The following is a 12,875-nucleotide window of genomic DNA, read 5'->3' as shown; positions in this document are numbered from 1 at the left end:
CCTTCAAATGCTCCCTTTGCGGGATAATATTTTACAAATTTACTTTATGCATACTTTCAAAACCCCATATAAACCAATCATTAACCAAACTACCTTATGATAAAGAAAAAAGAACTGAATAATGTATAAAAAACTGACCCTTGTATTTCTACTTCTTGGACCCTTTTCCTACGTACATGCAGAGTATTTCCTTAAAGAAAGTAAACGTGCAACAAGTAAAATAGACCGTATGCCCAAAAACAAAGTGGCTGATATGAAACATATCCCTCAGGATCCTGCTTATTATGCAGACCAGATCAAACCTTTCTCCAAAAGTGAACAAAAAGAACTTGATAAAAAATTTAACGAAAAATACTTTAAACCATGGAGTCTCACTAAGTTGGATATTCCTGAAAAAGACTTTGGTTGGGAGATAAGATTTGTCACTAAAAAACCTATTTATAGAGCTAAAGGTTCAGTAATACGTGCTTCTATTTATAATCAATGGATAACCAATGCTAACTATGACAACGTTGATAGTAAAAAATATAAAGCTATTACTGTACGTCGTACGGATGTTAAAGCACTTCCTACATCATCTGCCTATTATAGGGACCCAAAAAAAACAGGTGAAGGCTTCCCTTTTGACTACAATCAAAACTCCGCTCTACATATCAATGTACCCCTTTATATCTCACATTTTTCTAAAGATAAGAAATGGGCTTTTGTAAGGGCCTCGTACTCCTTTGGATGGGTAAAGACTTCTGACTTGGCACTTGTAAGCTCTGATTTTATCAAAACATTTAAAAATGACAACTATGCGATGGTGATCAAAGATAATCTGAGACTTTATAAAAATGATAAGGATATTTCACTTGTTAAAATAGGTGCACTCTTCCCTATCTCTAAAAACCAACGATACCTCCTAGCTTCTCGCGATGCTAAAGGCAGAGCACTCATTGAGAAAGTTAAAGTAGAAAAACCAAGTATCATTGCAAAAAAGCCTCTGCCTTTTACGGCTAAAAATGTAGGTATGTTGGCAAAAGAGTTTTATGGTGAACCTTATGGTTGGGGTGGAAGCTATGAATGTCGTGACTGTTCTGCTACTACCAGAGATTTTTTAGGTGCATTTGGCATCTTCTTGCGTCGAAACTCAAGTAAACAGGCTGAGGATGGAAATAAGATCTCAATAGCAGGAATTCCTAAATCCAAAAAGAAAAAAAAGATCATCAAAGATGCACAGCCTTTTAGATCTTTACTCTATGTTCCAGGACATATTGTACTCTACTTGGGTGAATATAAAGGAGAACCGGTTATCATGCATACCTATTGGGGCATACGTAAAAAAGACCGTACGAAACTTATCACTGCACGTACTATCATTAGCAGTACTGAACCAGGGAAAGAACTTGCAGATATCAGAGAACAAAGCAAGTTGATCAATACACTTAAAACGATAGTCAATTTTTAACGCATATTTAGATACACTCACAGCATGAGATTAAGCATTAAAATGCAATATAGGGAGGCGCACTAAATGCATAATCGTGCAAAAGAAAAAATAAAAATATTTACAACTACTATCACGGCAGGTACACACAAAGGTAAGAAGATAGAAATACCTGATATCTTTACAACACGCAGTTCAAAAGGTATTCTAAAAGAGTCCCTTTTTAATACTTTGCAATTTGATATCATCGACAAAAACTTTGTTGAAGTCTTTGCAGGTTCCGGTTCTATAGGACTTGAAGCACTTAGCCGTGGGGCAGGACAGTGTTACTTTATGGAGTATAACCAAATAGCCTTTCGTTGTCTGGAAGGCAATGTAAAACGTGTGGACCCTTCAAAGTGTCATCTCTTCTATGGTGACAGTTTTGAAAAGTTTGCGCTTGTGTATGAACTGGTCAAAAAAAGTAAGGAAAAAACCTACTTCTATTTTGATCCTCCTTTTTCTACACGTGACGGAATGGATGATGTGTACGATAAAACCATTGCCCTTATAGAAAGCATAGAATCCGAGTTTGCTGAAATGGTCATAGTAGAGCACATGACAAACCTGGATATGCCTGAAAAGATCGGTGCAATGGAGTTAATGAAACGTAAAAAATTTGGCCGTAGCACTATGACATATTATAAACCAAAGGACTAAAATGGCAAAAAGTAAAACCGAAGATCACATCGCACTGTTTATTGATTGTGATAATATTTCACACCGTTCCATCGAAGGTATCATCAATGAACTTAGTAAGTATGGCGTGGTGAATATACGTCAAGCCTATGGAAACTGGACCAAAGACAACCTCAAGAACTGGGAAGATAAACTCTTGGAGTATGCCATTAAGCCTATACAACAGTTCGACTACTCTAAGAATAAAAATGCTACAGATATCCTCATGACGATAGATGCCATCGATCTGTTACACACAAAAGACATCGATGCATTTGCTTTTGCTACGAGTGATTCTGACTTTACACCTGTAGTGATGCGCGTTCAGGCAGAAGGGATCAAAGTCTATGGTTTTGGTGAGAAGAAAACCCCTAAACCATTCATGGCGGCATGTTCACAGTTTATCTTCACCGAAAAACTTATGGTAAACAGCACAGATAGTACTGAAAGTGCTGATCTGCTACAAGCTCCTGTACGTAAATCAGGTAGTGAGATGCGCGCAGACACATGGTTGGTCAATGTTTTAAGAACAGCCGTAGAACAAACTATGGATGAGGACGGTTGGGCGAACCTGGCTTCTATCGGTCAATATATCAATAACTCCACCTCATTTTCACCTATCAACTTCGGGTATAAAAAACTCAGTAACCTTATTAATGAAATAGACCTTTTTGATGTTTATGTGGATGAAGACACGAAACAGATGAGTATCAGAGATAAGAGATTCTACTAAACAGCTGTCTCTTTCTTTGCTTTTTTTCCCTTAGGTTCAGGTTCTACGAACTCCCCTTTTATAAGCCCCGCTTCATGTAAGAACTGTGACGGTTTGTAGTCTATCTTTTTTACTCTGTCAAATTTGGCTAATGAAAGATAAAGTCTGTCTTTTGCACGTGTCACAGCAACATAGAACAAACGACGTTCTTCTTCTATACTGGACATCATCTTTCTGTTAGGAAATCTGCCGTCTACCAGATCAATTACATAGACTTCAGGAAACTCGAGCCCTTTACTCGCATGTACCGTAAGGAGATTAACCCCCTCACCTTCACTGAGCTCATTGCCTCCCAGTACCATAGCATTCACAAAACGTCTTAATTCATTGTATTGACGTGAAAGATCCAGTAAAAGGTGCGCTTTTCTCTGTATACGTTCTTTGGCTTGTTTCTTCTTCTCTTCATCGACTTCCCCAGTCTTAAGACGACCTCTTTGTGTTGCCAGAAGTTCGATGATGCCTACATAAAGCTTCGAAGTAATGATGTTTTTTAAAATATCTGATGGTTTCTCCAAGCTGTGTACAGTCTTCATAAGCATATAAAACTCTTTAAAAAAGTCCATTCCGTCATTGCTTAGTTTGGAATGTTTAAGCAATGGATGATTATAAAGTGCAGGCTCTAGATTCATCTGTTTAAATCTTGCTGCAGAGCCTATCTCCTGGTCATCATCGAAGAGTCCAAGTTGCACATTTTTGTTGGGGTTCAGCTTAGGAAGATCATGGACCTTTGGATGAAGTACACCTTGCATAAAATTACCATTTCCAAAGTGTAAAAAACACTGAAAAAACTCTTTGGAGAGTGCAGACCCTACACCTCTTGCATATTCAAACACATGGATAAATGCCATCATATCTTTTGGATTTACAAGCAAGGCTAAAAGATCGAGTAAAAACTTTATCTCTTTTGCATCAAAAAAACTTGTCCCACCCTTACGCTTACAAGGAATACCATACTCGCGCAAACTTGCCTCAACGCCATCTGCAGATGAGTTGTTTCTAAAAATAACTGCTATCTGATCGTTAGGAACATGGGTACGTTTGATACCCTCAGCAATAGACTGATACTGTTCAAACAGGTCATTGTACATCAAAAGTTTGGGTGGATAACTTTTCATAACACGTCCTACCTCAAGTTTTTTAGGGTAGATACGCTCATTCCGTTCTATGACACGGTTTGCCAAAGAAAGTATAGGTGCAGTAGAACGATAATTCGTTTTAAGTGTAAACACACTCGCATTGGCATAACGTTTTGAATAGGTAGCAATATTTTCTATGTTCGCACCATTAAAAGCATAGATACTCTGGTCATAATCCCCTACACAAAAGAGAGATTTTGGTTTGAGCACATCGATAAGCGCACTTTGAAGTGTATTGGTATCCTGATACTCATCAACGAGTATCTCCTCAAAAGGTATGGTATTTTCTTCCAGATGACTTTTCATACGCAACAACAAATCATTAAAAGAAGCAAAACCATAGGCTATCTTCTCTTTTTCAAACTCTTCGGCGATATCCATGTAGATATCCATGACAAGTTCATGATCAGGGTATTTTTCCAAAAACCAGACATCAAAGCCTTCCAGAGAGGCATTTTGATATAAAGAGTACATCTCATAGAGGTATGTAGCCGAAAAAGGCTGCATGGTAAGATTCATACGTTCAAAGTTGCGTTTTTCATAGATACTTCTAAAAAGTGTTTTAAGTTCTGAAGGTTGTTTCAGTGCCAAATTTGGATAGATCTCTTTCAACCAACGATAAGAGACGGCATGAAAGGTACCAGATTCTATTTTACTGACTATTTTTTTAGGGAAATATCGTTCGAGACGCGCTATCATCTCTCCGGCTGCCTTATTCGTAAAAGTAAGAAGTAAAATGCTAGAAGGTTCCACACCACTATGCAAGAGGTGGGCGATGCGCCCTACGATAGTAGACGTTTTACCTGTTCCTGCACTGGCAATAATAAGATTATGACCTAAAGGTGCCGTAGCAGCACTAAGCTGCTCGTCATTGAGAGCGCTTAGAGGCAATTAGTTATGCCCAATAATATAGTATGTATTTTTATTTGCTACTTGTTTGAGTTCTAGTTTATATTTATCTGCCCAATGCTTTACTAATGCAGTAAAAGCTGAAAGGTTATCTGCTCCGGTATCTTCTTCACATTTTATTTTGAGATGATCTTCGGAGTTTGACATAGCAATAAAACCTTTTTCTACAGCTAACGCATCAATAAATGAAGGAATATGCTGTGAAAACTTTTCAAAACCATTTGTATTTTTAATAATATCATTGATTTGTTTGAGTGTTTGTTCATTCTTTGTATAGCCAAGTTGTGTTAAAAGTGCTTCTGGTGTAAGGTCAAGATGCATAGGTATCCTAAGTAGTAAAATTAGAAGTAGATTGTAGCAAAAATTTGATTAGTGAAGCGTTAGGGAAATTAAAATTCCCTAAATTTTAGAAGAGTGTATCTGAGGGTGTTTCCACACGTGCTATAAGGTCTTTATAGTGTTCCACATTTTGAAAAGCTTTTTCATAACGCCAACGCAAAACAAACTCTATGATCTCATTTTTAAGTTTGGTCTCTAAAGTCTCTGCTTTACCAAAATATCCTAGAGAGATATTCTTAGCTTTCTTCTTTCCATTCTTATCTGGTTCATAGGTAATAGCAATGACTTGAATATATTTACCTTCACGCACTTCACCAAAATCATCTTCTTTCAAACCAATACCAGAGAGGTTCATTGCTTTATAAACAAATACCTTATCAAAGTCCGGAGACTTCTCATATATTTTAAGTTTTTCATACAGCTCTTTGACTCGTACAATATTCTCATCTCGTACATTATCACAGTTTTCTGTTACTTTTTCAACAGACTTCGATGGTGGTTTTTTTTCACTTTTTTTGACTTCTTTAGCCTCTTCAGATACAACAGCAGAGACTTTCTCTTTCTGCTCTAATTTATCTTCCAGACGACTGGTAAGTTCTCTTAATTTATCTAAACTACTCGACATTCTTTTCCCTTAAAATGGGGCCTACAGGCCTTTTTGAGTACATATTATTAAATATAATACAGAAGTTTTAATTATAGTTACTTTAAATTATAGTGAATAATATCAATTTTTCTATTTTTTAATGTTAAACCGCATTTTATATATAATATTATTTAGTATCAAATACTGCTCTTTTACTTTATTTAGGGCGCTTCTAATCGACTTTTAGATAAAATCACGTAATTATATTTGAGGATGAAATCGATGGATTATTTAGAAATTGTTGGTGGTAAAAAGTTAAGTGGCAATGTCACAATAAGTGGTGCAAAGAATGCTGCCCTACCCATTATTGCAGCAACCATTCTTAGTGACAAAGAAGTCACATTAACGAACTTACCTAATGTTGTAGACATTCGAACTCTCCTCAAACTTCTTACTATGCTTGGTGGAACTGTAGAGCATGATAAAACTGTAGCAACGATCAATAACGGTTCCATTACTTCTACTAAAGCTGTCTATGAAATAGTTTCACAAATGAGAGCTTCTATTTTAGTATTAGGTCCCCTGCTTGCCAGATTTGGTGAATGTGAAGTGAGTTTGCCTGGTGGATGTGCCATTGGGCAACGTCCTATAGACCTTCACCTTCAGGCGCTTGAAGAAATGGGGGCACATATAGAGATAAAAGGTGGTTATGTTCGTGCTGAAGCACCAAATGGACTTATAGGTGCTAAGATCATCTTTGACAAGATCACCGTAGGCGGAACAGAGAACATTGTTATGGCTGCAGCTTTGGCAAAGGGTACGACAACCATTATCAATGCAGCAAAAGAACCTGAAGTCGTACAACTTTGTGAAATGATACGTGATGCAGGTGTAAAAATAGAGGGTATTGGTTCCCATGAGCTTATTATAGAGGGAACTGACAGAAGACCTCTTGCATTTAAGCCTGTTGAGATCATACCCGACCGTATCGAGGCTGGGACATACTTATGTGCTGGAGCTATCACAAATTCTACGCTCACACTCAATAAAGTAGATCATCAGCATATAAGATCATCCATAGATAAATTAGAACATATGGGGTGTACCTTTGATCTAGGAGAAGATAGTATTACTATCCACCCTACCAAAAATCTAAAACCTGTCAATTTGATTACGATAGAGTATCCAGGGTTTCCAACGGATATGCAAGCACAATTCATGGCACTAGCAATTATGGCAGAAGGTGAAAGCCTTATAGAAGAGCGTCTCTTTGAGAACCGTTTTATGCATGTAAGTGAACTGAACCGTCTTGGGGCAGATATATGGCTCAAAGGAAGTACTGCCGCGGTAAAAGGTGTTGATAAGCTTTATGGGGCGGATGTAATGGCAACAGACCTCAGAGCATCTTCGGCACTTGTTCTAGCTGCTCTTGTTGCAGAAGGTACTACTAAAGTAAGCCGTATCTATCACCTTGACCGTGGATATGATGATCTAGAAGGAAAACTCTCTGCATTGGGTGCAAACATCGTAAGAAAGAAAGAGAATTAAATAATACAAAGGAAGTTTACTCCTTTGTAATAGTCTCCTCTGCTGCTGAAACACTGATCTTTTCACCTTTTTGCGTTTTTTCCACTGCTGCTTTTTGTGTTTTAAGTTGACCTTCACCAATATATACCGGTACAGCAAAAGCTCTCATGCCCTTCCCTTTTATGACTACATGTAACTTGATATAGTATAATCCATCTTCATCAGCTGAAACTTGTAAGTCAATAGGATATTCTTTCTTTCCCGCACTAAGATCAAATGAAAGATATTTTTCTGTAGTGGAAATTTCATTAAGCTCTTTATCCAATTTAATCTTCACCTTCATAGTTCCTATTGTAGCACTTGATAAGAGCATTATATCAACCCTACTAACTTCATCTACTTCTACATGCTCTGAGGTATATCTTATGTCAACAGGTGCGCCAGGTTTACTGTATTCTCCTATACTTGTACCTTTCACTAATATAGGTTCTTTTACTTTGGCAGTAAAAGCTATTGCAGATGTACCTAACAATAACGATGACGCCAATAATATTTTGAATATTTTCATGATCTTTCCTTTATTCATTGATAGTTACTGTTAATTGTGCATCAGCAATATTTTTGTAGTCAGATATATCAAGTAAATAATCACCTGCTCCTAAACTCACACTTTTTTGCTCAACTCCGTCACCTGTACCCGCTGAAGAGTCTATCATACTAAAGGGAGAGGTATCAAAAAGATAAAAGTCGGGATCAGCATTCGTTCCATTCGTTTGTTGTACTTTTATGGTGTATATTCCAGCCGAATCTATCTTGAACTTCACATACTTACGATTACTTAGTTTATTATAACTACCGTATGTATTACTTATCTCTATAGACACAGGAGTACCTATCGTTAGTTCATGATAAGGATAGTCAGTTGGGTCACTTGGAAAATTCATTCTACCTGTACCGTAGATATCTGTAATGACTGCGATATTCTCACTTGCCACAATACTCTCTATCTCACCTATATTTGCGGAATTCTCATCTTTAAATGCTGTAATAAAGGTAAATATACTTGTAAATGCTGGCGTAGTTTTTTCTGCACCTGTAAATACTTGATGTATAGGTCCAAAACCTAAACTTAATCTATCACTTCCATCATCTGTTGCATCATAAATATCATACAATATACGTTCTATTGATGACTCACTATACCAGCCATTACTCGTTGATGTACCGGATTCAACATCAAAGTAAAAACCAGAAGCTTGAGCAACACCCAGGGTATCAAAATAGATAGGATTATCCAGTGCCATTGCAGAAAATGCATTCCCCCATCCTTCTCCAAATGCAACACGTATATCCAGTATATCATCTCCACTATGCTGCCCACCTATATTGTCTGAACGTGAAAACTTATCTTCATAATAGTGTCCCCATTCATGAGCTACTACATGGTCGTCATATTCATCTGTATCACTGTCTTCATCTCCCAAAATAAAAAGATTGCTATCTGAATAGTATGAAGTGGTGATTTGTCCGAGAGATGGATCTCCGGAAGTAGCAACGTTATTGATCGACCAGTTAACAACCAGCGGAGAGAAAATTGTATTTACATCTGCAGATAATACTCTTTTCATAGCACTATATATACTATCTGCTATAGCAAAAGGTGCTGCAGTTCTTGTAGAAGTATAGCTGCTTCCACTCCAGCCTGATGAAGCATTCAAATTACGTGTGGAATCACTTTCTCCTGTTGACACCAGTGCACCTTCCATGACGTATAGAGCATTACTGTTTGTATTATCTACTACTTTTACATCCCAACTTGGTGTTCCAACTTTTAATAATTTAGCATACACACGTATTTTAATTTGCCGATTTGCGGGTAACCCAAATGAATAGTTACCCAATTCATCTGTGGTCGTAGAGGCAATACTCTGATTACTGCTGTCAATTGCATCTACTGTTACACCTTTAACAGGCTCTTGAGTGATATTATTGTAATCAAGACCAATATAATTATTGTTCGAAGGAACCAGATCATAAGTGATCTTTCCAGAAATATTTACAGTTTCTCCAGATATTGTGCCATCATCTCCACTACCTCCACCTCCACAACCGACAAGTGATATATAAGCAACAAATAACAATATCGACAGACGGGTTAATCTCATTTAATCATTCCTTCATTTTCAATATAAAATATAATAACTCAAGTATAGCATACTATAAAATGATTATATGAAGTTTCTGTGAAGTTTGAGGATAACGCATGTGAAATAAAGAAATGAAATCTATTTACCTTTATATAGATCCTCAGGTAATTCAAAAGGGCTTGTTTTAAATAGCCCTAAAAACTTTTTCCATAAAGATTTTTTTACGTTTTCATCTTTATATTGTTCATACTCTTTTTCTGATGATGATATAAGTTCATCTAGTTTGTCATTCGCCTGTTTTAGATGCACAGGTTTAAAATCAGTTTGCATCTAAAACCTTTTCTATCTCGTTCATTGCATCTTCATTCTTGAGTCTAAATTTGATCTCAATACGTCTTGATGCATTTTTATCTTCTACTCCATCTACGATAATGGCATCCTGATAAGCCCTACCAGAAGCTGTCATAAGCGGTTGTATGTTGTGTTTTTTGGTGAAGTCTAAAGTAAGGAGGTACTCCATAACCGCCAGTGCACGTTTTTGTGAAAGGTTTAAGTTATAGATATATGAACCCACACTGTCCGTATGCCCTTCAATAATGATCTTATCAAGGTGTGGTTTGATATTTTTATTCGTCACCAATGTACCAATGTATACTTCAAATGCCTTTTTGAGTTCTACTTCTGATTCAGGCTTCAATGTTGCTTCTCCACTTCCAAAAAGTATATTGGAAGCCAATCTAAGCGATCCGGTCTTTTTATCTATATCGATATTCTCACCCAATGCCTCTTTCAACGCAGCAACAACTTGAAGTTTGATACCCGTTAAAGATTTTATCTTCGCTTTTTGTGCCTGAAGATTTGCTACTAACTCATCATATTTGGTTTGCTTGTCATCTATTGCATTCAGAAGTGTCAAGAGCTTTTCATCTTTGATTTTAACACTCTCCTTCGTTTCACTCAATTCATTGGAGAGTATCAGGACTTTCCCCTCATAGTCTTTTAGACTCTTTTTATTTTTATTTAATGCATCTTTGTTTTTCTTCAATGCATCTTTATTTTTATCAAGCATATTTTGTACGAGTATGATTTTATTGCTAAGAAGGTCTTGCTTTGCTTTAGATTCCAGCAGAAGTTTATTGAGCTTGTCGATCTCAGATACTTTAAGCTTGAACATTCTTTCATTATCAGACAATTTCATTTGATCTTTTGCGATACGCGCATTCTTGAGTTGAAGCTGCTTTTCTGCTTCGGTCAATTTGATCTCATTTTCTGCGATACGTGCATTTTTTAATGTGAGTAACTTGTCTTTTTCGGCTAAAAGTTTTTCATCTTCACTTAGATATCTATCTTTTTCACTTACAAGTGCTTGACTTTTTACCAAGCTGTCGCTCAACTCATCCAAAGTTTTCTCTTTTACTTTAAGGGTTTCAGATAAGCTTGAAAGTGTCTCCTCTTTTGTATGTAGGTCAGACTTCAAAATCACAGATTTTGATACAATCGCACCGATCAGTAAGATAAAAACAAAAAGTAATCCTGCCATCAAGTCCGCATAAGAGATCCAGAAATTACTTTCTGCATTCGACGTGTCTTTTCTAAACATACTTTTACTTTTCTTCTTTTTTTAGTTTTTCAATGTTCTCAAGTATCTGTTCGTTTTGATCAGCAAGGATATGTGAAAATCTAGCCAATTTTTCTACAGCTTGTCCAAGTTCTTCATCTATCTTCTCAAAAGTATTATCTACTGTACCATCAAAACGTTCCATCGTTTTTTGAAGGTTTTGAGCATTGGCATTGAACCCTTCAATATTTCTTTCCATCATTTCAACTGCATCGATACTTTGATGTCTATTATGTATATTTTCAAGAGTATCACGCAATTCTGAAGAGGCTTCTTGCATATGTACTGTCAGTTTTGTAAAACTGTTCGTTGTGTCATTCACAATGGTTGTAAAGTTTTTAAGATACTGGTCATTCAGTTCTTTGATAAAGTCCATATTAAATGTCTCTTTAAGTGTCTGAACGATCTGTTGGTCTTTAAGTTCACTTTGCTGATGCTCATGTTTAATAAGCTCAGACCTTTTCCATACACGCTGACCATAAAGTTTTTCCAGGTCAAATATCTGCTTATCTACTTTGGCTATTCCTCTTTTTTCAAAGTATGTCCATATAAGAGAAAGCATGATTCCATAGATCGATGCATAGAAAGCTGTACCTATACCCGAAAGTAATATGGATATCTCACGGTCAAGTGCACCAAGATCCTGGACTGTAAAATCAGGCATAGACAATGCAATAGCGATAAATGTACCCAAAATACCTAGCATAGGAAATACAGAGGGGGCAACTCTTGCAAAGTTATCATTACGAATATCCTGATAATATTCAGCGATGAAGTCTTTGATATGTAAAGTAGATTTGGTTTTACCCATAATGGTCAAAGCATTTTGACGAAGTGCTGCCTGAAGCTCCTCTTCCATAGTGAAAAAAGATCCTTTCATATGACACACTGAATAATTTGCATTATGTTTTACAAAAAATACAAAGACTACAAATATAAAGGCTACGATCCCGAAAGTATGTGCCTCTACATTGATGGGTAACACCCCTACATAAGCTAGAACCAGTCCTACTAAAAAAAGAAAAGGTATAAGTAATATAGCAAAAGAGTGTTGAATACATGAAGTGGATTTGGTTCTGTCAAATTGTTGCATTAAAGCATCCTAGTTAATTTAATTGATGCATTATATCCAAAATCATTAAATGAAACTATAAAAAAAGCCTTTAAAATATGTAAAATACCTCAAGGTTCCATCCTGGAATATTAATGTATAGGCATATATGCATATCCATCATTTTGTGCATCAATAAGATACACACTTTTCATCTTTTCCGCATGTACATATTCATAGAGTGTATGTTTCTGTATTTTTTTTGCTTTCATGCCTGAAGAACACATATTAAAGGTCACACCATATACATCATGAAGATCTTTAAAACGAAGTTTGAAATATGCTTGCATATCGACTGCATCGTCATCAGATGCATAAGGAGAGGCTTTGAGATCATTTACAAAATACTTATAGGAATTACCAGAAATCACAACGATAGCTTTTAAACTTTTCTTCTCTCTAGTATAATGCTTAGAGACAGCTACTAGACTGTTTATAAGGCGTTTTTCTATTTTATCAATATTGTCTGTAGTCAGGTCATAGACCACTTTTACTGTGTCAGCATACAGTGTACCCAAACTGAGAAGTGACGCTATCAACAATGCTTTAAATAGTTTCATATGATATTCCTTAGTATAGTACTC

The 12,875-nt window shown here is 36.4% G+C and carries 13 protein-coding genes; 4 read left to right on the top strand and 9 right to left on the bottom strand.

The features are described 5' to 3' along the window. Positions 1-121 precede the first annotated feature (121 nt). The 3 genes from WBM70_RS01465 to WBM70_RS01455 all read left to right on the top strand — a co-directional run bounded on the left by WBM70_RS01465 (position 122) and on the right by WBM70_RS01455 (position 2,879). Positions 122-1,450 carry an SH3 domain-containing protein gene (locus WBM70_RS01465; RefSeq protein ID WP_424556745.1) on the top strand — a complete coding sequence of 443 codons (1,329 nt, stop codon included), beginning with the start codon at positions 122-124 and terminating at the stop codon, positions 1,448-1,450. 66 nt (positions 1,451-1,516) lie between these two features. Continuing rightward, positions 1,517-2,128: a 16S rRNA (guanine(966)-N(2))-methyltransferase RsmD gene (rsmD, locus tag WBM70_RS01460; protein ID WP_424556744.1), complete on the top strand. Its 612-nt coding sequence runs from the start codon at positions 1,517-1,519 to the stop codon at positions 2,126-2,128. Between the two features lies 1 nt (position 2,129). Beyond that, on the top strand, positions 2,130-2,879 hold the full coding sequence (locus WBM70_RS01455; RefSeq protein WP_424556743.1) for an NYN domain-containing protein: 750 nt from the start codon (positions 2,130-2,132) through the stop codon (positions 2,877-2,879). Here the strand turns inward: WBM70_RS01455 and WBM70_RS01450 are convergent. From WBM70_RS01450 to WBM70_RS01440, 3 genes are all read right to left on the bottom strand, one after another. Further along, positions 2,876-4,945 (bottom strand): ATP-dependent helicase, encoded by a 2,070-nt coding sequence (locus WBM70_RS01450; protein ID WP_424556742.1) that lies wholly within the window; start codon positions 4,943-4,945, stop codon positions 2,876-2,878. The two genes, WBM70_RS01455 and WBM70_RS01450, sit on opposite strands and share 4 nt — an antisense overlap. Then, positions 4,946-5,284 (bottom strand): hypothetical protein, encoded by a 339-nt coding sequence (locus tag WBM70_RS01445; protein WP_424556741.1) that lies wholly within the window; start codon positions 5,282-5,284, stop codon positions 4,946-4,948. A gap of 85 nt (positions 5,285-5,369) precedes the next feature. After that, positions 5,370-5,927, bottom strand: coding sequence for a hypothetical protein (locus WBM70_RS01440; protein WP_424556740.1), 558 nt, complete (start codon positions 5,925-5,927; stop codon positions 5,370-5,372). A gap of 243 nt (positions 5,928-6,170) precedes the next feature. On the opposite strand from WBM70_RS01440, the gene murA reads away from it, so the two are divergent. Further along, positions 6,171-7,436, top strand: a complete 1,266-nt coding sequence (gene murA, locus WBM70_RS01435) for a UDP-N-acetylglucosamine 1-carboxyvinyltransferase (protein ID WP_424556739.1) — start codon at positions 6,171-6,173, stop codon at positions 7,434-7,436. 16 nt (positions 7,437-7,452) lie between these two features. Here murA and WBM70_RS01430 read toward each other — a convergent pair whose 3' ends face one another. From WBM70_RS01430 to WBM70_RS01405, 6 genes are all read right to left on the bottom strand, one after another. Then, positions 7,453-7,983 (bottom strand): hypothetical protein, encoded by a 531-nt coding sequence (locus tag WBM70_RS01430; protein ID WP_424556738.1) that lies wholly within the window; start codon positions 7,981-7,983, stop codon positions 7,453-7,455. Positions 7,984-7,993: 10 nt separating this feature from the next. Continuing rightward, positions 7,994-9,580, bottom strand: a complete 1,587-nt coding sequence (locus WBM70_RS01425; RefSeq protein ID WP_424556737.1) for a hypothetical protein — start codon at positions 9,578-9,580, stop codon at positions 7,994-7,996. Between the two features lie 120 nt (positions 9,581-9,700). Next, positions 9,701-9,892 carry a hypothetical protein gene (locus WBM70_RS01420; RefSeq protein WP_424556736.1) on the bottom strand — a complete coding sequence of 64 codons (192 nt, stop codon included), beginning with the start codon at positions 9,890-9,892 and terminating at the stop codon, positions 9,701-9,703. Continuing rightward, on the bottom strand, positions 9,882-11,162 hold the full coding sequence (locus tag WBM70_RS01415; protein WP_424556735.1) for an OmpA family protein: 1,281 nt from the start codon (positions 11,160-11,162) through the stop codon (positions 9,882-9,884). Before WBM70_RS01415 ends, WBM70_RS01420 begins: the two co-directional genes overlap by 11 nt. A 4-nt stretch (positions 11,163-11,166) precedes the next feature. Continuing rightward, positions 11,167-12,273: a MotA/TolQ/ExbB proton channel family protein gene (locus WBM70_RS01410; protein ID WP_424556734.1), complete on the bottom strand. Its 1,107-nt coding sequence runs from the start codon at positions 12,271-12,273 to the stop codon at positions 11,167-11,169. A gap of 110 nt (positions 12,274-12,383) precedes the next feature. After that, entirely contained in the window at positions 12,384-12,851 is a 468-nt protein-coding gene (locus tag WBM70_RS01405) for a DsrE family protein (protein ID WP_424556733.1), read from the bottom strand. Between the last annotated feature and the right edge of the window lie 24 nt (positions 12,852-12,875).

This window comes from Sulfurovum sp. (genome assembly GCF_049668085.1).
Lineage (GTDB): Bacteria > Campylobacterota > Campylobacteria > Campylobacterales > Sulfurovaceae > Sulfurovum.
The sequence above is the reverse complement of the archived record's forward strand: the minus strand, read 5'-3'. Positions and strand labels throughout refer to the sequence as shown.